Here is a 24,552-nt window from a genome sequence, read left to right on the forward strand (position 1 = left end):
ACTTCGTAGTTTATGGATTTTGTGTCAGAGGAAAGACAGCCTTATTCTTAAACAGAAAAAACACTTCCTGCAAGCAAACTGCAGGAAGTGTTTTTCAATGATGTAATTTATTTTTCCGTGGTGCCTAGCACACGATTGACGCGCTTGCGAAGCATTTTCATGCCACCGCCGCCTGCCTGGAAATGTCTTAACTTACCGTCTGTATCGAAAACATAGTAAGCAGGGACATATTGATTATCAAATGCATCAGTTAATTTATGTTGATTATCCACAAAAATCGGTTGAGTAATATCATGTTCATCCGCTACTTCTTTTATTTGGTCTAAATCCAAGTCCTTTTCCGAACGTGGCATATGAACAGCAATAACATTTAACTCATCTTTATACTCGTCGCGAAATTCGTTTACGTTTGGCATTGCTTCCTTACATAACCCACAGCTTACTGACCAAAAATGAATTAAAGTGGGTTTATTGCCAATTAAATCACTTTTGTTTATCGGATTGCTATTGAACCATTCTGTTGCCCCATCCAATTCGGGCATATCGGCACGTAATTTCATAAGTACTACCTCCACTATTGTCTTATTGAAAAAGCTGACTCAGCAATATTCTTATTAAAGAGTCAGCTACAATATTTATATGTTACGCAATTTAAAATTATAGTGTTTCCTGGCCTGGTTTCCAGTTTGCTGGGCAAAGACCACCAGTTTGAAGTGCTTGTAATACGCGTAATGTTTCATCCACGTCACGGCCAATGTTGTTATGGAAAACAGTTTGGTATTGAAGTTCACCTTCAGGGTTGATAATGAACAATCCACGTAAAGCTACACCTTCATCCTCTATTAATACACCGTAATCTTTAGAAACACTGTGATTATGGTCCGCTGCTAACGCATATTGTAATTCACCCAAACCATTATCATCACGGGAAGTGTTAATCCATGCTTTATGTGTATGAATTGTATCGGTTGAAACTCCAATTACTTCTGCATCCAAATCCTCAAATTCATCAAAGCGATCTGACATTGCAGTGATTTCAGTTGGACATACAAATGTAAAATCCATTGGATAAAAGAAAAGTACAGTCCATTTATCATTTTTCATATTTTCTTCCAAGTTTACTTTTCCAAATTCTTTATTTGGCATAACAGCATCCATTGTAAAACGTGGTGCTTGTTTTCCTACCATTCTATCTGCCATCAAAAATCCCTCCAACTTTTAATTAAATAATATCCAATAATGATTATAGGCAACCTCTTAATTTTAGTCAATATTAATTAATAATTAATTTAAAAAGGAATGCACCTTTGTCACATCTTGGTCACTATTTTTTCCATCCAATATTAAGTATAACCCGTACAAACGGTCCCTAAACCAAAAAAGATGATCTCCCATAACCGGTTATCTGCACAATTATTACCCTAACACTAACCTTTTATCTTTGTCCATTATAAGTAACTGATTCTCACACGAATAGCAATTAGTTGAATTGACTACTTGGTTTCGATATCATAACAACCATAGAATTCAACAAGAGAGGTGCCTTATATGGACATATTCAAGAATGGACTTAACATTGATATTGGTGGAATACTATCCGATGTAATTCCTACTGTCCTACAGATCGGATTAGTAATTTTGGCCTTTATTATCTTTGTACCAATTGGGAAAAAAATCATTGAAAAAACAATTCAAAAAGCGGGAAACAACCAGAAACTATCCCCCGGTCGTGTTAAAACTCTGGAAAAATTATTGATTAATGTATTTTCGTATGTGATGATTTTTGTTTTTATTATTATGATTTTTGGAATCTTTAACATACCCTTGGGACCATTACTTGCTGGTGCCGGAATCATAGGCTTGGCAATAGGATTTGGTGCACAGGGTCTGGTCAGTGACATTGTGACAGGCTTTTTCATTTTATTAGAACGTCAAATTGAAATAGATGATTATATAACATCTGCCGGTTATGACGGAATAGTGGAGGAAGTAGGCTTACGCACAACTAAGATACGAAGTTTTGATGGAACGTTGAACTTTGTTCCAAACCGCCTTTTAGAGGGGGTATCCAATCACTCACGCGGAAACATGCGGGCATTAGTTGATATTGGCATAAGCTATGAAGATAATATTGACGAGGCAATTATTGTTTTAGAACAGGTTTGTGCAGAGTTTCAGGAGGATGAACGCTTTAAGGATGGCCCCAATGCATTAGGAGTACAGGGTTTGGGAACATCAGATGTTATCCTTCGGGTTGTCGGACAAACCGTAAATGGAGAACAGTTTGGATGTGAGCGGGATATGCGCAAGCGTATCAGGGTAGCTTTTGATGAAGCAGATATCAAGGTCCCTTACCCACATCAGGTAAATATATAAAAAGTGTCTAAATTAAAAAATAAACCCAGCTCATGTTATGAGCTGGGTTTATTTTTTTATCCCAATTTTTGTTCGACCATCTGGCAAACATCTTCGGCATTATATCCATCCGCATTAATAACTGGGCCGGCAATACTGGCAGTGGCCATTCCCATAACGTTTTTGTCCTGACCAGAGATTACACAACAGTCACATTGGCCAGTATCTTCTTCGGAATGTAAATCTATTACCTCATGGCCCTTTTCCTTTAATGCACTTTTAACATCCGTAAGTGTTCCTTCAACACCAATTCGCGCCATTCTTATTACCTCCTATATACATACTTACTCCCACCCTAGTTTTCACAAAAAGTAAAAAGGTATACAGGAAAAGCGTTATTCATTTTCTTTTTTTGGCAGTAATATTATCAACACTAAGGTTATTACGGCCAGGAGTAGTAAACCCATATAAACATAGTGAAGGCCTGATGTTAATCCATCTCGCAAAACGGCTTTCACCGACTCTGAAAGACCACTTTGCTGGTCAGATGCTAAAATTTGATTTGCTGTATCCACCGAAATTTTATTTTCTAGTCCATTATTCGCAAGATAGGACTGAATCTGGCTATTTAGTATGCCGCCAAGTAATGCAGCACCTACCGCACTTCCTAATGAACGCATGAACATATTAGCTGCCGTTGCAATTCCCCTTCTCTCCCAGTTCACGGTACTCTGAATTGCCACAATAAAGGAAGTGCTGCTCATACCCATTCCAACACCTATGAAAAAGGAACCTGTACCGGCGAAAACTGGTCCCATGTCAGGTGTAAGAATAAAAAAGAAAATGGCTCCGATTACTAAGGACAGTCCCCCTATTAAAGACGTGGCCCTGTATCCAATGACCAAGAGCAGTCTTCCAGCAACAGTGGACGCGATTGGCCATCCTATTGACATTGTTGTCAGGGTAAATCCAGCAACGGTAGCTGACTGATCCATCACTCCTTGGACAAATGCAGGCAAGTAACTTGAAACCCCGATAAGAATCATACCTGTTGTTAAGGTAGTAAGATTTGCTACCCGAATTAGTTTAATCCTCCAGATATCAAATGGCATCATTGGATCCTTGACCCGTTTTTCATGGAAAACAAAGAAATATAATCCGCCTCCTGCAAGAACAAGCAAACAAAACATAAATGGCGATTTCCACGGTATGCTTATGCCACCCTCAACTAAGATAAACATTAATGAACTAACAGCAACCATAATCAGGATGGAACCACCGTAATCGATGGACCGCTCTTTTTTCTCAATATCTTCATGTAAAAACAAAATAATTCCAAGCATCGCTAAAAGCCCAAGTGGGATATTTATCCAAAAGACATATCTCCAGCTTAACAAGTCAACAAACATTCCACCCAACAAAGGTCCCGTGACGGCGGATATCCCCCACACACTGGATAAATAACCCTGAATTTTGGACCTTTCTTGTTTATTATAAATATCACCAACAATTGTTGTTGCGATCGGCATAACTGCACCAGCTCCAAGCCCTTGAACAAACCGAGCTATAATAAGCATGAATATAGAGGTACTTAAACCACAGCAAATGGAACCAATGATAAATATAGAAACACCAACGACAAAAATTGGTTTTCTTCCAAAGATGTCGGACAGTTTTCCAAAAATCAAAACGGTGGCTGCATTCGTTAACAAATATGCTGAAAACACCCAACTATATAATGAAAAGCCACCAAGGTCTGCTACAATACTTGGAATTGCCGTCGCGACGATAGTTCCTTCAATTGCAGCCAAAAACATCCCTAGCATGACGGAAGCCAAAATGAAAGGTCGTTTTAATTTTTGTGTTTTATGTATAGATGTATTCATTATGTATCACAACTTCTCTTATCAAAATTAATACACCCTTGTCATAAATAAAATGGCAAGGGTAATAATTATCACTTTTCATTTGTAGGTTTTTTTGTATAAATCTCCCTGCTGAATTGTTTTAAAATCGCACGTCTTGTCACAATGCCGTCAAAGTAACCATCAGTATCGGCCACACAAATGAATGGAAAATCGATGACTGCCTTCAAAGCAGCTAAAAATGAATCATTTCTGCGTAAACACGGGATGTCTGTATGCATTATTTCTTCAACACGCATCTTTGATAGCTTCTCAAATTCAAACCGCTCAAGACCCAAAATTTGATTTAAAATAACAGTTTTACCGATTGTTCCAACCAATTTGTAGGATGAGTCTAATACGGGAACCGCAGAATAACCTGATTTCACAAGGACCAGGAGTGCATGTTCAAGCGGGTTGTTCAACTGTACATGAGCCACCTTTTCAGATGGTATCAATAAATCCTCAACAGTAATATCCGTCAATTGTTTGTCTTTTAATGTACTCATAAAAACGCTCCTTTATCTGTAAAAGTGCTTAAGGAATAATAATCCTAACAAAAGGAGTAAATAATAGCTATCTACATTCTCAGTCTACCATAATTAAATGACTAGCAACATTTAAATAATTAAATTAATATGGAGTTACTACCTTTATATGTTAACTGACCTGCACATGCTTAGGCTTTTCATTAAAAACATGAAAATTATCTAAAAAGGATTGTGAATTCTAAAATGAGGACACATACATTTTCAAAAAAAGAAGAAATTGCCCATGCTATAACACATGGAATTGGTGCGTTACTCAGTATTGTTGCACTTGTCCTGTTGATTGCCTACGCAACAATAAACGGAGATCCGTGGCAAACAATGTCCGTTACGATATTTGGTTTAACTATGTTTTTCATGTATATATGCTCCACAATCGTCCATAGTCTGCCTGAAGGTAAATGGAAGGATATTTTTCAAATTTTCGACCATTCATCCATCTATTTGTTTATTGCCGGCTCGTACACTCCACTACTACTAATAGTCCTTCAAGGTCAAATCGGCTGGCTATTGTTTGGAATTGTGTGGGGGATTGCATTAGTTGGCGTTGCATTTAAAATATTTTTTGTGAAGAGGTTTGTTGTGCTGTCCACAATTATGTATATTCTAATGGGGTGGATTATCGTTTTCGCCTGGCGGCCTTTAACAGAAGCGTTTGATGAAAAAGGTTTGCTCCTTTTAGTAGTGGGTGGTGTGTTTTACACCGTAGGCGCAATTTTTTACGTTTGGCGTGGATTTCCATATCACCATGCCGTGTGGCATTTGTTTGTATTGGCGGGCTCTGCTTTTCACTTTTTCACGATATTTTATTTTGTAATTTAATAAAAAGCTGCCGTCATAAGCAATGGACACTTCGAACGCTTAAACCCTTGCGTTCTTCGGTCCCTTGCTTATGCGTCCGCTTCTGAACAGTCGCCTTCGCTTTTCTTTGTCCAGCTGCGGCTCCTAGAAGCTGCCGTCATAAGCAATGGACACTTCGAACGCCAAAACCATGCGTTCTTCAGTCCCTTGCTTATGCGTCCGCTTCTGAACAGTCGCCTTCGCTTTTCTGCCTAAAAAGGGAATTTGTTTAGCCATTGGCCGCCGTCCATTGTGATTACTTCACCATTTATGTAAGCTGCTTTTTCAGATAACAGGAAATGAGCCAGCTCAGCAATTTCCTCGGGTTTACCTAGTCGCTTTAACGGAACGGATCCAATCGTACGCTTGGCAGCTTTCTCTGATTCAAATAATTTGTCTGCCCCGCCTGTTCGTTCGATTGGTCCAGGTGCGATAGCGTTTACCCGGATTCCATATTGCGACCCCCATTCAACTGCCAGTGTCCGGGTCATATTCAGCACGCCTGCTTTTGCTGCAGATGAGTGAATAACACCGGCTCCGGCATTCCAGGCATAGGTTGCGACCATATTTAGTATCGAGCCTTTTTTGCCGTTTTCTATCCAATGCCTCCCCACCTCGCTACTGCAATAAAATGTTCCATTTAATACAATATCGATAACTGAATTCCACCCATTATACGACAACTCTTCGGCCTTACAAATAAAGTTACCTGCTGCATTATTTACTAAATGGTCAATTGTGCCAAATTCCTCAAGTGTTTTCGTTACCATTTGTTTTACATCTTCCGTATTTCGAACGTCCATTGGAACAACAAGAACCTTTCCCGTTCCAATTTGGTTTAACTCTTTTTTTGTATTCTCCAGACGTTCCTTATTCCGGCCAGTTATCACAACATTTGCAGCTTCCTGCACAAATTTTTTGGCCATAAACTTTCCCATTCCACTTGAACTTCCCGTTACAATAACTGTTTGATCCTCCATTGTTTCTCCCCTCTCACGTCAAAAATGAATGACTATTCAGTTCATTGTTCTTAGCATATTCCTTTCTGCGTGAAAAGTAAACAGATAATTTGAACAAGTGCTGCCTTTTACGATATTTTTACATCTATTTTTGCATTGTGTTGATTATAATAATCCATGATATAATTCTATTATCAGTATTAGAAAGGTTTGACTACATGAACAGAAGATCATTTTTAAAAAAGTCATTTGGTAGTCTATTAGCATTTCTTGGTTTGGGCGGTGGAACCTATTATTATGCTCGGGAAATAGAGCCAAGTTTATTAGATATCCATGAGGAAACCATTTCTTCGGACAAAGTTACTTCCGAATTTGATAACTTTAAAATTGTACAATTTTCGGATACACATATAGGATTTCATTATTCTTTGAGCCAACTAGAGGAATTGGTTCAGACCATCAACAAACAAAAACCAGATTTGATTGTGTTTACAGGTGATTTGGTCGATGCTCCAAATTCGTACAATTGGAACACTACATTAATACGAATATTAAAATCGTTAAAAGCAACTCATGGTAAATACTGGATATTTGGAAACCATGATCATGGAGGATATGGAACAAATATCGTAAAAAACGTTATGGACCAATCAGGTTTTAAGCTGCTTCAAAATCAGCAGACCACTATAAAAAAAGGGCAGGAATCATTTGCTCTGGCCGGAATAGATGACGTAATGCTGGGTGATCCCAATCTGGAGAAAACCTTAAAAAATGCAGATCCATCACTTTTCACAATCTTACTTGCACATGAGCCTGATTTTGCAGACAAGACGGTAGACTATCCTGTGGATGTCCAATTATCGGGGCACAGTCACGGAGGACAAGTACGTTTACCTATTATTGGACATTTATATACACCGTTATATGCTGAAAAATACGTAAAGGGTAAATATCAATTGGGTCAATTGATTCTATATGTTACAAAAGGAGTCGGCACCACCAGATTACCATATCGTTTTCTATGCGAGCCTGAAATTTATGTGTTTACTTTAAAAGCAACCCATAGTTAACAGAATATCCATAGTATTTTTTAATGAGAAATGCTAAGCTAGAAACGATTTTCTAAATAGTAAGGAATATTTTATGAAATTATGTCTTGCTCCGGCGCCCCTAGCGGCTACTTGACCTGTTTCTTCTGTATGGAAGAATATCCGATGTTGCTTAGGAAGCATGCCATATGCCGCTAGATGGTGCTTGTGCTTTTCATACGGAGGTTGAAATATGTTAAGAATTGGTAAATTAGCAATCCCATTATTGATGTTTGTCCTTATCCTTTCGGCCTGTGGTGATAAATATGAAGGGGATTTCTCCTATGAGGTTCAAGATTTTTCCTTTACTAACCAGGATGGCGAAAAAGTAAGTAAGAGCAGTCTCGAAGGAAAGTTTTGGGTAGCCGATTTTGTTTTTACAAATTGCGAAACCGTATGCCCGCCAATGACTGCCAATATGGCTAAACTTCAGGATAAACTGAATGAAGCAGAACTTGATGATGTACAGCTTGTTTCATTCAGTGTTGATCCGGATCGGGATACGAAATCAGCTTTAAAGGAATTCGGGAAATCCCATGGGGCATCTTTTGATAACTGGCATTTTTTGACAGGTTATGAATTTCAAACAATTAAGGAATTCTCAATCAAATCGTTTAAATCCGCATTAGAAAAAGTAAAAGATTCTGATCAATTAATGCATGGAACCAGCTTCTTTCTTGTTTCACCGGAAGGAAATGCAATTAAACGCTATTCAGGAATAAAGGCTGCGGAAATGGATAAAATTGTAAAAGACATCAAGGAAATGAAGTAAGTATAAAAGCTGGGTTCTCCCCAGCTTCTTTTTTCTTGACTCTCACTTATTGTAAATGGACAAGCTTTACGATAATATAGAGTTGACATGACGATTATAGAAAAGGAGGATCCTTATGGCTAAAACAAAATCCATCTCTTCTGCCGAACTTGCAAGAGCTTTATACACTATTAATAGACATGCAAAAACCGCACCAGAACCTAAACATTTATACTATATTAAGAAAGAAGCAATTAAAAAGCTACTCTCAGAAAATCGCGCTAAGAAAATTGGACTTCACTTTTCCGACCATCCGAAATTCAGCAATCAACATTCTACATTACTTATAAAAGTTGAGAACTACTATTTCCATATCCCTCCGGAGAAAGATGACTTCAATCAGCTTGAGCATCTGGGAACCTTGGATCAATCATATCGAAATCCTCAAACGAAAATGTCACTCTCACAGGCGAAACGAATAGTTTACCGTTATATTAACTATACACCGAAGCCGGGAAAAAAACCTAGAAACAGAAAATATACTTCTGCGTATTATACGCCTTCATCTTTAGGGAAAATGGAATGGCCACCAACAAAATCTTATCGTAAATTTGAATCATAGCCCACATTTGTTTGAATTTATTGTTCATAAACCTGTCAAACTGGCAGACTAAGCTTGTAGGGAACCCCTTTGGTTTTGTACAAGCTTTTTTGTGCACAGCTCGGGGGAATATTAACGCAGCTCATGCAGGTCGTTTGAATCTTCACAAGAGGCCTGACTTGTTAATTGCAATTTGATGAGAAGCAACTCAATTTTTTTAAAATGAATTTATCCCTTATACATTTTTTGTAAAGATACTTTGGAATAGAAATAGTAAAAGCCGGACAATAACTAAAATACCGCCAAATAGAGCCATGCATACTAATGTAATCTTTAGTAGATAAACGTAGTCACCTTGGAAAAATAGAAATCCAATTGAAATTGTAAATATGCATATCAGTAAACTACACATAATATAACTCAATATACGTTCTTGTTTTAAAGCAATAAACCACTGTATAACTGGCTTAATGAAGAGATAACAAATGAATGCGCCACAAACAATCAATCCCATTAATCCATATGGTCCAACACCTATCGTTAATAATTCAATCGTTTTTTCCATGCTGCGGATTCCCCCTTACGTTTACCATCATTATCGCCAGGTAGCGGTGCGTTTAAACTTTTTCTCAAGTAAATCAAACCAATGAACTACCCACCACTTACCACCCTTGATGGGTTGCTTGAAGAGGGAGACTTCTCTAAGAAAGACATTAAAAATAGAGTGACATTTTTCTATCACTCTACCTTTTAGTTCATTCTATTGTTCCTGGTTCAATCATAAAAAGAAAAACGTCTTGGCTTTTTTTGTTCCTTTTGTGTTTGCTTATTCTCGAGACGCATTTCAATCTGAGACAATTTCTTCTCATCTGTAAGCAGTTCTTGTTTATATTGTTTAACGAGGTCTTCGAAGTTTCTAGTCTTAGGACGCATTTGCCTCACTCCTTTTATTTTATAATCTTATTATACCCTATTTCCAAATCGATAAATCAAAATTGTTTGAACATTTAGTGAAGAAATAACGTTTTTTCTTTAAGTAGTCATCTTTATACACTTTCTACCTTAAAACAAAAAAACTGATATACATGAATTGTATACCAGACCTTGTCAAAGCTATCTTAGGATAAAGTTTAATTATGTTCGCTATTTTTTGTTTCATTAAGTAAGACGCTATCATACAGATTTAATAATTTATCGAGTTCTTGGCTAATGATAATTGATTCTTTACTTGTGAACCCTTTTTTAAAGGCAACCTTTGCCATTTCGTTACGCAGAAATTCAATTCTTTCCAACAGCATGTCTATTTTCCTCATTTCAATTAAATGGTTACCTCCCCGCACACTCATAGCTGATACCACTTTAGCACAGTACAATAGCTTTTGCCAAGTTTTGATAAAGGAACATGAAAAGTTTTTTACAATTTATGCAAAAGACTATAATATTATTGGGGAAAGTGATACCGTTATACTATTGAATAACTGGTTTAAACAAGGATAAACATTTATTATTTTATCAGTTGATAAGAATGCTATCATGATTTATCTTTAAGAATAATAGTATCCAAGTAATACAATGCATTTTATTTGAATGGATCATGTTAGGAAAGGATGTCAAAGTTGGTAAAGAAGGATAAACAGAAAAATGAATGGTTAGAGTGGGGAAAGGCAATTTTTATCGCAATATTATTAGCATTTTTTCTACGTACGTTTGTTTTCGCAACATCAATTGTTGAAGGTGAAAGCATGGTCCCTACATTACAGGATGGAGAACGCGTTATCTTTAACAAACTAATATACCTAGTTGATGAGCCAGAACGTGGAGATGTAGTAATTATTAAGCGCCCCGTTAAAAATTACGTAAAACGTGTAATCGGTTTACCAGGTGATACTGTTAAATTTCGCAATCACCATTTGTATATTAATGGTGAACAATATGAAAAAACCTTTATTAGTGTAGATGCTTTAAATCACACAGGAAATTTTGGCCCGATAGAAGTTCCAGATGATAAATACTTCGTAATGGGTGATAATCGGGCTATCAGTAAAGACAGTAGAAATGGATTAGGTTTTATTAATGCGGATGATATCGTAGGCCGATCTGAATTTGTCATTTATCCATTTGACGAATGGTCCATGATAAAATAATTAATGAGGGTCAGACTGTTTCATCGGTCTGGCCCCTTTTTTTAGTTTATATCTTCACTGTTATTACTTCTCATTATCAAATACACAATATCCAATATTTAAGATTACAAGTGCAAAACAAACTACCGACAATGCAATTTCCATTAAAATGTGCACCTCCTCAACATGATGTATGTAATTTAAAATATAAAAATAGTATGTGCAGAATTAGGCAACAAATGCCTCTCTTTCATCATACCAATTTCCCCATCCTAAATAAAGCAAAAATATGTTAAAATGATATAGAAAAACGGAGATGAATGATACATATCAACACCTGTGATGAAAGAGGTGGCAGTTTTGTTTCACTGTCCTTATTGTGGTACAAAAGTAAGAGATAATGAATCCTATTGCATAAAATGTGGCAAACAGTTACCAGAAGACGTGCATAATCGATTAACTAAACCAGCCAGGTCGAAAAAAATTTGGTTTTTACCATTAATCATTTTTGCCTTATTAAGTTTATCAATCGGCTTCCTTCACTTATTTTTGGAAAATCAAACCGCCCAGGCAAAGGACCTCTATTCCAATGCAGAAAAAAAGGCTAGCGAGGGGAACTATAAAAAAGCTAAAACACTTTTTGAAGAGGCTTTAAAGCAAAAAGAGAATTTCCCTCAAGCGTCAAATGCAATAGAATTCATGGATATAGCGATGCAAGTTCAAAATAATCTTGATAATGCAGCCAAATACCTTGCCAAGCAGGAATATCAAAAGGCCCTGCAGCATATAGCTGAGACGGATTCTACTTTAAAAAATTATAACGGCTCTGTAGTAAAAAAGTTAATAAATGAAATAGTACTAATGAAAAATACCATTAAAACAGACCAATTAAAAAACCAATTGGAAGAAGAACCTTCCATTGATCAATTAAAAATATTACTATGGGAAGCTGAATCAATAGAAAGCAGCGAGGCTGAAAAGATAACAACTAATATTCGAAATCAAATCATCAATTATACCTATTCTAAAGCGAGTAAACAGCTAAATAAGCTCCATTTTTCGGATGCAGAGATACTCGTTAAAGATGGGCTGGTTTATGCACCTGATTCCAAAAAACTTAACAGTTTGCAAACCGCCATTGATAATGAACGTGTTGCGTTTGAAACCGCGCAGCAACGGCGGATTGAATCGGCTATCAGTAAAGCTGAGGAGGAGCGAAAACAAAATAAAAATGACGCTGTGAAACTTGAGAGTGTTAAACTGCAAGAGAATAAGCAGGACAAGCTTGTTGTGAAAGGCAAAGTGAAAAGTGTCGCAACTATACCAATCAATACCATCTTGGTGGAATATGATTTACTGACAAAAAACGGCGACAAATTTAAAGCAAATGAAGTTTATGTTTTCCCTGATACACTTTATCCAAATGAAACTGGTGAATTTGAATTTACTCACTTCGATATAACTGGCAAGGCCAAGGAATTAAAAGTAAAGGTATCCAAAATCAAATGGTATACGGAATAATAAATCGCACAAAAACGAGGTGTACATCGTTGAGGAAATATCACTATATACCAATAGCCATTACAGTTTTCATAATGATCTTGGGTGGTATTGGTATTTTTGCTATTCATAACCAATGGTATTCAGACCAAGTAACCGTCAGCAGCTCTGGTATAAATAAAATAAGTAATTCACCTCAAACATTAAATCTGAAGACAATTATTCATAATGCAGAAAAGAACGTAATGCAAATTGAAGGTCAAAATGGGGATACAACAATTACCGGTTCGGGCTTCCTTTATAATGAAAAAGGCGACATTATAACTAATGCTCATGTCGTAAAAAACGCCGATATCATTCGTGTGCGAACATCGAATGCGCGCGTCTACCCTGCTGCAATAGTTGGTATTAGTGAGGATGTAGATATAGCGGTAATACGGGTACCGCAAATGGCAAATCGATCCCCTATCCCAATTGAAAAGGAAATCAAAGCGGAATTAGGCGATGAAGTTATCGCTCTTGGCAGTCCACATGGCTTTCAGAATACTGTTACACTTGGAATTATCTCCGGTACGGAAAGAAATTTTACTGTTGATGGATTCGATTACAAAAATGTCTATCAGATATCTGCCCAAATAACACATGGAAACAGTGGCGGACCATTAATAAATCGTTCAACTGGCGAGGTAATTGGAATTAACTCTGTCGGTACAAAAGATGGAACAATTGGATTCAGCATCCCCCTTGCTGATGTCATTGATCAAATTGAACAATGGTCAAACGAGGCGCAATTAGAGGAGTTAAAGTTTTCAACAACATCACAAGTCATAGACAATATTGATGAGGAAGCATTTAAGGAAGATGCTGCATACTTAATTAACTATTTCCTTGACAGCATAGTGATGCGTGACTATATTAGCGCCTATACGGTTTTAGGCAGTGACATGCAGAGCGGCACATCATATTCTGATTTTCGTGAGCAATACATTCATGTCGTTAACCTTACTTATAAGGATTTCACAACTTCCCTGACCGATAACAACCAAATCGAGGCTCCTATTCAAATAGACTACTCGTATAAACAACCGGATAAAGGTACTACTAAAAAAGGAAACACATCGTACAAATTTGTAGTAGGCTATGAAAATGACCAAATAAAAATACTAAACATAACGCAAATCAAAAAGTAAAACAACAGCGTAAGCGCCCATTACAAACAAAGGGCCAAGGCAAAAGTGCTTTAGTCAGAGAGAAATCCGAACTATGATTCAAAATTCTTTAATTAAATTTTGTAGTAGTTCGGATATTTTTCTTGGCTGTTTCCATAAACCGCGACGTTACAGCAACGTGATTTCCGCTGCGGGCAGTCGCGCACCTTAGGGCGGCTGGGTATGTTCCAGCCTCTTCCAATTTTAAGCATAGCTGCAATACGTATTTTTCCCATTCTTTTTTGCTTCATATAATGCTTGATCCGCCTTTAATAAAATACCGTCAATGTCTGTATCATCTGTTGGATAAATGCTGATTCCAATACTTAATGTATTAGTAAATGTATAATCATCAATTTTAACCGGTGAACTCATGCGACTGATAATACTCTTTGCAATGATTACCGCTTCCTCCGCCCCATCAATTTTCTTAAGCAGAACAGCGAATTCATCTCCCCCAATTCGGGCAACAAAATTGCCTAATGGGATAGTCTCTTTTAACCGCTCCCCAATTTTAATCAAAAACTTATCGCCTATATCATGACCGCACTCATCATTAATTTTTTTGAATTCATCTCCATCTATATAACAAACAGCCATATACTTGGATATACCGTTATCAATTTTCTTTTTCTCACTGGTAAGCTCATTTATAAACTCCCGCTTATTCGGTAAGCCGGTTAAATAATCTGTTAAGGCCAGTCTTTTCAACTTTTCTTCCGCTTTTACCCGGTTTGTGATATCACGTGATGCGGTAACAATTTGGCGGAGACTTCCATCTTTATTTTTAACAGGTTTGATATTGGATTCGACCCAAATGGCCCTCCCGGATTTTTTAATAATCCTAAACTCCGTCAATAGCGACTTTTTCACCTTTTTAGTTTTTGCAAGGATTTTTCCTAATTCCTTTTTATCATCCTCATGAACATGATTCAGCACCCAATTTCCGACTAAACTAGCTGGGTCATAACCTAGTGTAGGCAAGTGTGAAGGTGATGCATATGTAATAATTCCGTTTGCATCAATAATATTTACCAGATCCTGTGTATGTTCTGCAATTAATCGGTAACGGTCTTGTGTAGCAGTTAACTTCCGTTTTGTTTCGATTTCATCGGTTATATTATGAATAATTACTGCAAATGCGACAAACTCCTGGTGCTCGTTTGGAATCGGCGTAAAACTGATCGTTGTATAAAGTATTTCTGCACTTTTTTTGGTCAACTCCAATGTTAAATTGTGGATCTTCTCCCCCTTTTTTAACAACTGGCAAAACCTTGTAAATTTGTCTTTTAGTTGTGGTTGAAATTCTTCCAATTTAAGATTTAACAATTCTCCCTTTGTGTATCCAAATAATCGGATAAATGATTCATTCGTTACCAGGAACCTACCTGTGAAATCAATCATGGCGACACCATTATCCGTTGTATCCATGTAAGTTGAAAATAATCGGTTTAAATACTTTACATCATCTGATTTCTCAGAAAGCTGGGTAACATTCACGGTGACTCCCACAATATAGGTAATTTCATTACCTATATTGTAAACAGGGATGAGCTGTGTCCGGGCTTCATACTGGCCATTTGGAAGCATAACATTGTCTTTATATGTAACGATATCGTTTGTTTCCAGAACGCGTAGATAGTGCTCCCGCAAGAATTGAGCATGACCAATGGAATTGCTGTCTCTCAGCTTACTGCCAATGTCGCGTCTGGACAGTCTTGCTAACTCCATTGCTGGTTTATTCATATATTCATAGATAAACAGGTGAGCAGTTTGTTCTTTTTTCACCTTCATCAGGAAAATGCCATCTGTTACAACAGCAGAAAACTGTTTTATCCATTCTATTTCTCCCTCGCTAAAACGTTTTATCTGCCGATTCATATAAAAAATCCCCAATCTTATGTTCAATTACATTCATTTTTTATTAAAAAACTGATGAAAACGTCCATACATTCAGGCTACATTTACATATAGTATAACTGTAAACGTCTAGGAGGTGAAGTAGTATGTCATATGGATACGGTGGATGTGGCGGTTATGAAAACAATGCTTACGGAAACAATAATTATGGTAATTATGGCAATTCATTTGCCTTAATTGTTGTTCTATTTATACTTCTAATCATTGTAGGAACAGCTTTTTACTGCTAATTTATATCTTTTGCTTGTGCTATTTCACTTTAGCACAAGCATTTATTTATAGGATACCGACTCGGGATTTAAATGTTTAAGGATAAAATAAAGCATTGTACAATGTTCAAAATTATTCGTCCTGAGCTTTGTTAGGCTTTCCATTTTTTTGAGTCGGTATATTAGTGTATTGCGGTGGATATACAGCTTTTTAGCAGCCTTACTTATATTCATACCGCTTTCACAATATGTCATAAAATCTGTGGTTAAAGCAACAAACGCTTTGTTTTGATATAAAGGTTTTAATCGATTAAAAAGAATAGATTGCACGTCCGTACTAATAGCATTGGGTAATAGTTTGAACAATATATCCCAATCATAATAGGTAACGATTGCTGGACAAGTTCTGCTTTTACCAACAAATTTTCTTAATTCCTCAGCTTCCTGATAGGCTCGTTTGATATCTTTCATTTCGTAATACATGCTTCCTGCGGTTATCTTGCAATCTGACACATCATACGAATTAAACAAATCCATTAAATGGCTACTTTTGCTATGAAACTCGTCCATTAGCCTGCGATATTCCCCATTATCTTTAATAGGCAGCAACAAAATCATTTTTTCGATAGTTAAAAATCCGCATATGGCATTATCATTTTTCCCGAAGGTTAATTTTGTGCAGTTAATAAGAGATGCTTTAATTTGATCCAGGAATAACGTCAGTTTGTTGTGTTCCATGTTTTCCATTAATGAATCACCTACATCAATGACAATGCATCCCCAATTTATGTTATCTTCAAACCCAAGGTAACTAATAAAATGGTTCAGGCGGGTATAACTAATTTCTTTATTTACTAACACATACTGCAGAAAACTTTCAACTGCTCTCCCCTTCATTTCTTTCACCTTTAGTTGATGCGTTTCCTGCCACATTAATTCTACATATTTCTTTACCAGTATGGCATATGGTTCTACCTCATCTGGATCGCCAATTATTCCGAGTACGCCCACTATTTTATAATTAAAATAAAGCGGTACTGCAACACCAGGCAAAACATTATCCATTGTGGAAACTTTGACTTTACTGTACAATATTATCTTATCTTTTTTGATGACTTCGATAGACGGAGTATGAAGTGTTCCAATTCGGCTTTGGTTTGTATCCCCTATTATGTATCCCTGTTTATCACTTAAGCTGATAGAAAATGGCAGAATTTTTGTAATCGCTTTCACTACTTTTTGTGCAAATTGTACTAACTCCTCGATTGCTATTCCCACCCATCTTTATTTAAATTAGTTTCACTTCTACTTTACCATATTTTGTGACATGGAATTTAAAAAGTACAAATTTTTGTACAAAATAACCATAGTATTTCACCCGCTTTTGCGTTATAAATAAATAAAATGTTATGAATTATCCGAAATAATTTATTATCTGGGGTGAGGTATTGGCTAAACAGACGGACGTAATCATTGTGGGTGGAGGAGTAATAGGTTCCAGTATCGCCTATCATCTATTAAACGATGGATTTACTGGGAAGATAAGTATATTTGAAAAAGATAAACTATATGAATTTTCCTCTACACCAAGGAGTGCTGGCGGTATAAGACAACTGTTTACTACCAGTATAAATATCCAAATAGGCAGGTTTGGGTTGCAACATTATAAAACATTTCCAGAGGATATGAAGATTAACGGGGAAAGGGCCGAGATAGACTTCAAACAACGTGGGTATTTGTTTCTAGCGAAAGATAAAAATATGAAACAACTAATAAGACAATGTCACCTGCAGAAAAAATTTGGTGTTCCTTCAGTACTACTTAAGCAAGAGGAATTAACATCGATTATCCCTGAACTGAACATCGGAGATTTACAGGGAGGCTTATATTGCAGTGAAGATGGCTACTTGGATCCCTATTCAGTTATGCAAGGATACGCGAAAAAGGCAAAAGAACTGGGAGCTTCCTATATTTATGACGAAGTTGTTTCCATTAAATATGATAGACAGGGTATTAAAGGAGTTAAAACGAATAGCGGCGAAATAGTAGAGTCTCCGGTTCTTATTAATTGTGCAGGTCCATGGGCACCTTATTTAAGTGAACAGATCGGACTTCCTCTGCCAATCGTACCTTTGAAACGACAGATCATTCAATTTGATATAGCTGACCCTCTTCAAAAGAAACTGCCGCTAACCGTGGATCCTACAGGGGTTTACTTCCGTCACGAGGGTAATTCATTAATCTCTGGATTTTCAGAAGCAGTTAAACCCGGGATAGACTTTAGATGGAAACGTTCCTTTTTTATGGAACAATTATGGCCCGTGTTAGCCAATCGAATTAGAAACTTCGAGCGTGCAAAAGTTTTACATGGGTGGGCAGGTATGTATAGCTATAACACGATTGATCAGAACGCGATAATCGGAGAACATCCATTATTAAAGGGTTATTATCTGGCATGTGGATTTAGCGGTCATGGCATGCAGCAGGCTCCCGCAGTAGGTAAAGGACTATCCGAAAAAATACAAACAGGCGGTTATCAATCAATAGACCTAAGTCCGCTACGATTTGAGAGATTTGCAGAAAAAGAACTGATCATTGAAGGTGCAGTTGTTTAACTACCAATCGTCTATAAAGAAAGGATGTTGATCATGATTTATTTAAGTGCAGCTGACATTCGTTCAACTGTGTCGATGTGCGATGTCATAACTGCAATTGACCAGGCCTATGAACAATACGAAAAAGACTCCTTCACCATGCCAGCTAGAATGCAAGTAAACCAGGGTGGTAATACATTGTTGGCTATGCCTTGTTTTACAAAAGATTCAATAGGTACCAAGCTTGTCACACTTTTCCCGGAAAACAAATCACATCCGGCAATCCATGGTGTAGTCGTTCTGAAAAGTGGTACAACCGGTGAAATTCAGGCAATTTTGGACGGATCATTTATAACCGGTTTCAGAACTGGAGCAATCGGTGGATCTGCTATCAGGAGCCTATCCCCTGAAACTAGTTCGACACTTGCAATTATTGGTACAGGCGTACAGGGGCTTTATCAAACAATTGCAGCATGCAGTGTTCGTCCTATTTCAGACATTTATTTATACAACAGAACCCCGGAGCGAATACCATCCTTTATCAAACAGGTAAAAGAGTTTATAGGTGAAACTATTCGTATTCACACTGTTGGTTCCTCTGAGGAAGCTGTAAACTCAGCTGAAATCATCATCACCACCACGACTTCCAAGGATCCGGTTATCCCAAACAATTCCAACCTGTTTAGGAATAAATTGCTAGTTGGAATTGGATCTTTTCAGCCATCTATGCAGGAATTTCCAGAAGCTGTATATTACAATACGGATCAAGTATTCATTGATAGCTTGGATGCCATCCATGAATCAGGCGATATCATAACACCTCTCAAGAATGGCTGGCTCACAAAGGATTCCATAATTTCATTTAGCTCTCATCTTTCATCAAGAAACAAGGTTATGCCTGGTAATGGAAAAAGTGTCATTTTTAAATCTACAGGAATGGCTTTATTTGATGTGGTAGTAGCAGCAGACATATATGAAAAGGCGGTGAAAAAAGGAATAGGAACAAAATTAGAATAAGGAATAAAAGCGGAGACGACTGGCCTTAAACCTACCAAAAATAACTATGGGGGGATACGATGAATATCATATTAATCGAGTTTATCTTTTATTGTGTCGCAATATTGCTTATCGGTTATGTGTTCAGTAAAAAAAGTAAAACACAATCGGACTTTTTACTGGGTGGAAAGAAGCTGCCAGGCTGGGCGCTTGCTTTTTCAGAACGGGCCACCGGCGAATCTGCGTGGTTATTACTTGGATACACAGGATTTGTTTTTATGACAGGGTTATCCGGTGTATGGGTTGCCGCCGGAATTGCACTAGGTATTATATTTTCATGGCTGTTTCTAGCAAAAAAGTTCATGAGGGAGACAGAAAAATATAATGTGTTGACACTTCCCGATTATTTAGCTGTACGTTTTGGTCAGAAAGCCACTATTATTCGTTGGATAACAAGCCTTTTAATTGCCGGTTTTCTAATGTTTTACGTTGGTGCCCAAATGGCCGGTGCAGGAAAGATGCTTTTTACTACATTTGGTTTGGATCCTACAGCAGGTGTACTTATTGCTACCGCGATTATTATTATTATTGCCTTTTCAGGTGGTTTCATTTCAGTTGTATGGACAGACATGATACAGAGTATCATGATGCTTATCACTTTGGTAGTTCTCCCTATTGTTGCACTTGTTTATATTAATACCAATGACCTCTCAATCACCCAGTCATTGGTATCTGCAGGCAACTCCTACAATTCCTGGTTTGGTGGCTTGACAGGATTCGCTGTTGGGGTTTTATTCTTCAATAATTTTGCATGGTTCTTTGGATTCTTAGGCGGTCAGCCACAGTTGAGTACGCGGTTCATGGCACTCAAAAACGATAAAGATGCACGGCAGGGCAGCACTGTGGCCATTATTTGGACATTCCTGGCATATGGAGGCGCGTTTATAATTGGTCTTGCTGCAATTGCTATTTATGATCAGGGATCATTTCCTGACGTAGAAACCATTTTACCTACCATGATTTTAGACCTTCTTCCCCATTGGTTTGCAGGCATATTACTCGCCGGAATATTGGCTGCAATTATCACCACCGCAGATTCACAGCTTTTGGTAGTAACTAGTTCAGTCAGTGAAGATATTATTCACAAAGCAATGGGTATACAACTTTCAGAAAAGTCACTTGTATGGATTTCCAGATCTTCTGTATTGGTTTTTGGCTTAGTCGGAATGATTATTGCCCTTGTTTCTGATTCCCTTTTATACTTGGTCGTCAGTTGGGCCTGGGCAGGAGTAGGCTGTACATTGTCTCCGGCAATTTTGATGACTTTTTTCTGGAAAAGATATTCTAGTACTGGGTTAGTTGCAACAGTACTTGCCGGATTGTTCTCAACCATTTTATGGATTAGCACTCCACTTGAATCCATTATTACATCAAGATTCAGCACGTTTTTTATTGCTGCATTTTTTGGGATAGCATTCAGTTTGCTTTTCCCAGATAAAAAAGAAAGCTCAGCAGTATCCAACACAGAAAAAGCACTTTAATAATGGTTCTTTTCTAAGAGACTGTTGTTTTTGACACAACATCCATAAACAACAAACTATGCGAAAACAGCCTTAATATAACGAAAGCGTCCCGGTTATTGCCATATGATATCCTTAACAGCACCATCTTGAATACAAATTTTTATTTCTAGGAAACGAAAAGAGGCTGCCCTTCCGTTGGGGGCAACCTTTTTTCCATGTCACTAATTAAGCTTGGAGAAATTCTGCCAATAACACTGGCGGTTACGATTGGGCAAGTTGGTTAACTCATCATAGAATGCCATAAATTCAATTCGCCGTTCATTTTCAATTTGTTCGGTAACATCTCGAAAGTTACCACACGAATAATATCACCATGATTGTTAAATGGTTGATCAGTCATAAATTCAATTTTCTCTTTAGACATAACCTTTCTCCTCCAAGGACTCACATCCCTTATCCAATAATCATCCTTTCCTTTGGATAATGGAATTTCCCGCTTGATTTATTGTTTTTAAACATAAACAAAAATGTAATGATACCTACACGTCCAATAAACATTAAAACCATTAAGATGACTTTACTTGTTGTAGTAAGTTCACTTGTAATGCCAAGTGAAAGCCCCACTGTTCCGAACGCCGACGTTACCTCAAAGAGTATTTCTGACAGCGGATACGGCTCCATGATAGACATGATTAAAATAGAAGTGAACACAAAGGCGAGTGCCATTAACGATACTGAAACCGCCTTCAATAGATCCTCCTGATAGACTTCCCGTCTGAATATACGAATACTTGCACCACCCCTGGCGAATGTAATAATGAATATCAATACCAAAGCAAATGTTGTGGTCCGAATACCACCACCCGCACTACTTGGTGACGCACCAATAAACATTAAGAGGGACATGAACAAATGATTTTGCTCCGTCAACTGACTGACATCCATCGTGGAAAGACCACCACTTCTGGTTGTTACAGACTGAAACAGACTATAAAATAACACCTCGTGCCACGATTTGTCGGCAAAGAAATTTCCCGCATCGAATAGCGCTATGAAGATTGCCCCAATCACAATTAGTGAAAAGAAGGTTAAAGTTGTAACTTTGGTAAAAAGGGTGAACCGTAACCCTTTACGTATTTCTTCTCTTGCAAACATGTATTCCTTGACTTCAATTAACACTGGGAAACCAATTGCACCAAAGATGATCAGCAGCATCGTAATGAATTGAACGAAGTAATCATCTTTAAACATCATTAATGAATTTCCCGTAATATCAAACCCAGCATTAGTGGTTGCACTTATGGTACTAAAAAATCCATTAACAACCGCTTCTCCGGTGGTAGGAAAATATTGCAGATAATAGGTACTTAAAATAATGAATCCAAAAAATTCAATCGTTAATATTACATACATAATTTGTTTGATTAATCGGACCATACCGGCAAAGGAAGTTTGATTCTGATCGGTCATGATTAGACGGCGCTCTTTCAGTCCAATCTTTTTCCCAAGAATTATCCAGATTGATGTCCCAATTGCCATAACACCGACCGCACCAAATTGCATAATAAATGCTAATAAAAAATATCCCAATGTATTAAATGTTTCAGATATACTGATTGGTGATAATCCAGTAACGCTGATTGCACTTACCGCTATAAATAGAATATCGATAAATGAAGTATTGACACCATCTTTATGTGCAATAGGCATTGCCAAAATACAAGTAGAGACAATCACTGCCACACAGTAAAAAAATAGGATTAGTTGCACTGGCGATAATTTATTTATCCAATCAGTTTTAAACAATTTCAAAAACATAAAGCTGCTCCTTACATCTACAATGTCAAACATTTTTCTGCAAAACTTATCCTCATTATAGCAGGCATATAAAAGATTTGCGCGCATATTTAACAATTAGCTTAAATTTTAGTACGTAAAATAAAAAGGTTAGTAGTCAAACACCCTACTAACCTTGCTCTATTAACTCTTTGAATTTTTTATATAACGATTCACCCTGATAACCGTCTTCAATTAATTTCTTTAACATTTCCTTGACAATGCCTTTGCGCTGATCAACAATTGTCCCCATAAAAATGACATTAATGTTTTCACCAATTTCATTTACGGACAAGATTGAAGTAATAAATGTTGCCGGCGTATTCGTTTTCTTTGTGATTTTCACCTGGAGCATAACAGTATCATCTTTTTCTTTTAATTTGCGAAAGTCTTCCACAAATGCCTTCTTCATAAAAGCCTCAATCACCCAGCGGTTCTGATCATCTTCCTTATTAATGACTAGGCCATCAAGCAACGGAATTTCGTGTTGAATAATATCATCATTTTTATTTTCCACAATTTCAAGTGAACTTAATTTAAATGTCTTCATCCATCCACCTCCATGCGAATGCACTATCCGCCAATATAACTCATCTCGATTTTCTTTCTGTTTGTGTTTTTTAATGCTGCTCGATCGTCCGAATACCGGTCAGCTCGTCTGCCCCAAATAGCTTTTAAATTATTCGCCAATACTTGATCCGAGATTTCTGACCTTAAATCCTTTCGTAAATCATAACCATCTGAGGCAAACAGACATGTATAAAGCTTACCGTCCGCCGATAGTCTGATTCGTGTGCAACTGCTGCAAAATGAATCCGTCACTGAAGATATAACACCAATTTCTCCATCGCCATCTGCATATTTGTACCTTGTAGCTACTTCACCATAATAATTTTCTTCTGCTGGAACAATCGCCATTTCTTCTTTAATTCTATCAATAATTTGTTTCTTTGAAATCACATTATTCATATCCCAGCCATTGTGGTTTCCAACATCCATAAATTCAATATAACGTAAAATAATATCTTTTCCTTTAAAATACCGAGCCATAGGCAGAATTTGGCTATCGTTCATACCTTTTTTTACAACCATATTTATTTTCACCTTAAGCCCCGCTTTTTGTGCTGCTTCAATTCCTTTTATTACTGGAAGAGTTACAACACCTCTGCCATTTGTCTCTTTAAAAACATTATCTTCAATTGCGTCTAAGCTAATATTTACCCGCTGCAGGCCGGATTCTTTTAACTTTTGTGCTTTTCTTGGCAAAAACACACCATTTGTTGTCAGTGCAATATCCCGAATGCCATGAATGTTATTTAATCGTGCAATCAGTTTGTCCAAGTTCTTTCGCAATAATGGTTCTCCGCCTGTAATCCGGATTTTCTCCACACCTAGTTTAGCAAATTGTTCTGCCACGCGCGTAATTTCATCGAAGCTTAATAATTCGCTTTCAGGCAAAAACATATGGTCATCTCCGAAAATTTCCTTTGGCATACAATATGTGCATCTAAAGTTACATTTATCGATCACGGAAATTCTAAGATCCCTTAGTTGTCTTCCGAAATGGTCTGACACTTGACTAATTTCTTGATTCACT

Annotated in this window: 27 protein-coding genes; 12 read left to right on the forward strand and 15 right to left on the reverse strand. The window is 37.2% G+C overall.

The window, feature by feature from the left end; all coding sequences use genetic code 11:
• Nucleotides 1–107: 107 nt before the first annotated feature.
• Both CFK37_RS16505 and CFK37_RS16510 read right to left on the reverse strand, forming a co-directional pair.
• Nucleotides 108–560, reverse strand: a complete 453-nt coding sequence (locus tag CFK37_RS16505; protein WP_089062902.1) for a TlpA family protein disulfide reductase — start codon at nucleotides 558–560, stop codon at nucleotides 108–110.
• Between the two features lie 97 nt (nucleotides 561–657).
• A complete protein-coding gene (locus tag CFK37_RS16510) occupies nucleotides 658–1,200 on the reverse strand; it encodes a peroxiredoxin (RefSeq protein WP_089062903.1) in 543 nt (180 codons plus the stop codon).
• A gap of 348 nt (nucleotides 1,201–1,548) precedes the next feature.
• Here CFK37_RS16510 and CFK37_RS16515 point away from each other — a divergent pair, with 348 nt between their 5' ends.
• Complete coding sequence (locus CFK37_RS16515; RefSeq protein ID WP_089062904.1) at nucleotides 1,549–2,376, forward strand: mechanosensitive ion channel family protein; 828 nt, start codon at nucleotides 1,549–1,551, stop codon at nucleotides 2,374–2,376.
• Between the two features lie 56 nt (nucleotides 2,377–2,432).
• Here CFK37_RS16515 and CFK37_RS16520 read toward each other — a convergent pair whose 3' ends face one another.
• From CFK37_RS16520 to cbpB, 3 genes are all read right to left on the reverse strand, one after another.
• The gene (locus tag CFK37_RS16520) at nucleotides 2,433–2,675 is read right to left on the reverse strand and encodes a YkuS family protein (protein ID WP_089062905.1); all 243 of its coding nucleotides are present in this window, start codon (nucleotides 2,673–2,675) and stop codon (nucleotides 2,433–2,435) included.
• A gap of 75 nt (nucleotides 2,676–2,750) precedes the next feature.
• Entirely contained in the window at nucleotides 2,751–4,241 is a 1,491-nt protein-coding gene (locus tag CFK37_RS16525; protein ID WP_089062906.1) for an MDR family MFS transporter, read from the reverse strand.
• A gap of 71 nt (nucleotides 4,242–4,312) precedes the next feature.
• A complete protein-coding gene (gene cbpB / locus CFK37_RS16530) occupies nucleotides 4,313–4,768 on the reverse strand; it encodes a cyclic-di-AMP-binding protein CbpB (protein WP_089062907.1) in 456 nt (151 codons plus the stop codon).
• Between the two features lie 225 nt (nucleotides 4,769–4,993).
• On the opposite strand from cbpB, the gene trhA reads away from it, so the two are divergent.
• A complete protein-coding gene (gene trhA, locus CFK37_RS16535; protein WP_089062908.1) occupies nucleotides 4,994–5,629 on the forward strand; it encodes a PAQR family membrane homeostasis protein TrhA in 636 nt (211 codons plus the stop codon).
• A 230-nt stretch (nucleotides 5,630–5,859) separates the two neighbouring features.
• On the opposite strand, the gene fadH is transcribed toward trhA, so the two are convergent.
• A complete protein-coding gene (fadH, locus tag CFK37_RS16540) occupies nucleotides 5,860–6,627 on the reverse strand; it encodes a 2,4-dienoyl-CoA reductase (RefSeq protein WP_089062909.1) in 768 nt (255 codons plus the stop codon).
• 197 nt (nucleotides 6,628–6,824) lie between these two features.
• Here fadH and CFK37_RS16545 point away from each other — a divergent pair, with 197 nt between their 5' ends.
• From CFK37_RS16545 to CFK37_RS16555, 3 genes are all read left to right on the forward strand, one after another.
• Complete coding sequence (locus CFK37_RS16545) at nucleotides 6,825–7,676, forward strand: metallophosphoesterase (RefSeq protein ID WP_089062910.1); 852 nt, start codon at nucleotides 6,825–6,827, stop codon at nucleotides 7,674–7,676.
• Nucleotides 7,677–7,887: 211 nt separating this feature from the next.
• Nucleotides 7,888–8,466, forward strand: coding sequence for an SCO family protein (locus tag CFK37_RS16550; RefSeq protein WP_089062911.1), 579 nt, complete (start codon nucleotides 7,888–7,890; stop codon nucleotides 8,464–8,466).
• A gap of 115 nt (nucleotides 8,467–8,581) precedes the next feature.
• A complete protein-coding gene (locus CFK37_RS16555) occupies nucleotides 8,582–9,067 on the forward strand; it encodes a YkyB family protein (RefSeq protein WP_089062912.1) in 486 nt (161 codons plus the stop codon).
• Nucleotides 9,068–9,281: 214 nt separating this feature from the next.
• Here the strand turns inward: CFK37_RS16555 and CFK37_RS16560 are convergent, their stop codons facing one another.
• The 3 genes from CFK37_RS16560 to CFK37_RS16570 all read right to left on the reverse strand — a co-directional run bounded on the left by CFK37_RS16560 (nucleotide 9,282) and on the right by CFK37_RS16570 (nucleotide 10,392).
• A complete protein-coding gene (locus tag CFK37_RS16560; RefSeq protein WP_089062913.1) occupies nucleotides 9,282–9,611 on the reverse strand; it encodes a hypothetical protein in 330 nt (109 codons plus the stop codon).
• Between the two features lie 209 nt (nucleotides 9,612–9,820).
• Complete coding sequence (locus CFK37_RS16565; RefSeq protein ID WP_089062914.1) at nucleotides 9,821–9,979, reverse strand: FbpB family small basic protein; 159 nt, start codon at nucleotides 9,977–9,979, stop codon at nucleotides 9,821–9,823.
• A gap of 197 nt (nucleotides 9,980–10,176) precedes the next feature.
• Complete coding sequence (locus tag CFK37_RS16570) at nucleotides 10,177–10,392, reverse strand: Spo0E family sporulation regulatory protein-aspartic acid phosphatase (RefSeq protein WP_342746714.1); 216 nt, start codon at nucleotides 10,390–10,392, stop codon at nucleotides 10,177–10,179.
• 270 nt (nucleotides 10,393–10,662) lie between these two features.
• Between CFK37_RS16570 and lepB the strand changes: the two genes are divergently transcribed.
• The 3 genes from lepB (at nucleotide 10,663) to CFK37_RS16585 (ending at nucleotide 13,859) form a co-directional block, all read left to right on the forward strand.
• Complete coding sequence (gene lepB, locus CFK37_RS16575) at nucleotides 10,663–11,190, forward strand: signal peptidase I (RefSeq protein WP_245837238.1); 528 nt, start codon at nucleotides 10,663–10,665, stop codon at nucleotides 11,188–11,190.
• 330 nt (nucleotides 11,191–11,520) lie between these two features.
• Nucleotides 11,521–12,690: a zinc-ribbon domain-containing protein gene (locus CFK37_RS16580; protein WP_245837239.1), complete on the forward strand. Its 1,170-nt coding sequence runs from the start codon at nucleotides 11,521–11,523 to the stop codon at nucleotides 12,688–12,690.
• A 29-nt stretch (nucleotides 12,691–12,719) separates the two neighbouring features.
• Nucleotides 12,720–13,859: a S1C family serine protease gene (locus CFK37_RS16585; protein WP_245837240.1), complete on the forward strand. Its 1,140-nt coding sequence runs from the start codon at nucleotides 12,720–12,722 to the stop codon at nucleotides 13,857–13,859.
• A 222-nt stretch (nucleotides 13,860–14,081) separates the two neighbouring features.
• Here CFK37_RS16585 and CFK37_RS16590 read toward each other — a convergent pair whose 3' ends face one another.
• Nucleotides 14,082–15,758 carry a diguanylate cyclase domain-containing protein gene (locus tag CFK37_RS16590; RefSeq protein ID WP_089062918.1) on the reverse strand — a complete coding sequence of 559 codons (1,677 nt, stop codon included), beginning with the start codon at nucleotides 15,756–15,758 and terminating at the stop codon, nucleotides 14,082–14,084.
• Nucleotides 15,759–15,883: 125 nt separating this feature from the next.
• Here CFK37_RS16590 and CFK37_RS16595 point away from each other — a divergent pair, with 125 nt between their 5' ends.
• The gene (locus CFK37_RS16595) at nucleotides 15,884–16,027 is read left to right on the forward strand and encodes a YjcZ family sporulation protein (RefSeq protein WP_089062919.1); all 144 of its coding nucleotides are present in this window, start codon (nucleotides 15,884–15,886) and stop codon (nucleotides 16,025–16,027) included.
• A 42-nt stretch (nucleotides 16,028–16,069) separates the two neighbouring features.
• On the opposite strand, the gene CFK37_RS16600 is transcribed toward CFK37_RS16595, so the two are convergent.
• A complete protein-coding gene (locus CFK37_RS16600) occupies nucleotides 16,070–17,284 on the reverse strand; it encodes a CdaR family transcriptional regulator (protein WP_089062920.1) in 1,215 nt (404 codons plus the stop codon).
• 170 nt (nucleotides 17,285–17,454) lie between these two features.
• Here CFK37_RS16600 and CFK37_RS16605 point away from each other — a divergent pair, with 170 nt between their 5' ends.
• The 3 genes from CFK37_RS16605 to CFK37_RS16615 are packed head-to-tail and all read left to right on the forward strand — an operon-like array spanning nucleotide 17,455 to nucleotide 21,137.
• A complete protein-coding gene (locus CFK37_RS16605) occupies nucleotides 17,455–18,621 on the forward strand; it encodes an NAD(P)/FAD-dependent oxidoreductase (RefSeq protein ID WP_089062921.1) in 1,167 nt (388 codons plus the stop codon).
• A gap of 33 nt (nucleotides 18,622–18,654) precedes the next feature.
• Entirely contained in the window at nucleotides 18,655–19,617 is a 963-nt protein-coding gene (locus tag CFK37_RS16610; RefSeq protein WP_157724872.1) for an ornithine cyclodeaminase family protein, read from the forward strand.
• 59 nt (nucleotides 19,618–19,676) lie between these two features.
• On the forward strand, nucleotides 19,677–21,137 hold the full coding sequence (locus tag CFK37_RS16615; RefSeq protein WP_089062923.1) for a sodium/proline symporter: 1,461 nt from the start codon (nucleotides 19,677–19,679) through the stop codon (nucleotides 21,135–21,137).
• 262 nt (nucleotides 21,138–21,399) lie between these two features.
• On the opposite strand, the gene CFK37_RS19980 is transcribed toward CFK37_RS16615, so the two are convergent.
• The 4 genes from CFK37_RS19980 to moaA all read right to left on the reverse strand — a co-directional run bounded on the left by CFK37_RS19980 (nucleotide 21,400) and on the right by moaA (nucleotide 24,551).
• Nucleotides 21,400–21,543 (reverse strand): hypothetical protein, encoded by a 144-nt coding sequence (locus CFK37_RS19980; RefSeq protein ID WP_157724873.1) that lies wholly within the window; start codon nucleotides 21,541–21,543, stop codon nucleotides 21,400–21,402.
• Nucleotides 21,544–21,572: 29 nt separating this feature from the next.
• Entirely contained in the window at nucleotides 21,573–22,937 is a 1,365-nt protein-coding gene (locus CFK37_RS16620; protein WP_089062924.1) for a TrkH family potassium uptake protein, read from the reverse strand.
• Between the two features lie 148 nt (nucleotides 22,938–23,085).
• Nucleotides 23,086–23,505 carry a YwpF family protein gene (locus CFK37_RS16625; RefSeq protein ID WP_089062925.1) on the reverse strand — a complete coding sequence of 140 codons (420 nt, stop codon included), beginning with the start codon at nucleotides 23,503–23,505 and terminating at the stop codon, nucleotides 23,086–23,088.
• 23 nt (nucleotides 23,506–23,528) lie between these two features.
• Entirely contained in the window at nucleotides 23,529–24,551 is a 1,023-nt protein-coding gene (gene moaA, locus CFK37_RS16630; protein ID WP_089062926.1) for a GTP 3',8-cyclase MoaA, read from the reverse strand.
• Nucleotide 24,552: the final 1 nt, after the last annotated feature.

Source organism: Virgibacillus phasianinus (assembly GCF_002216775.1).
Lineage (GTDB): Bacteria > Bacillota > Bacilli > Bacillales > Amphibacillaceae > Virgibacillus_F > Virgibacillus_F phasianinus.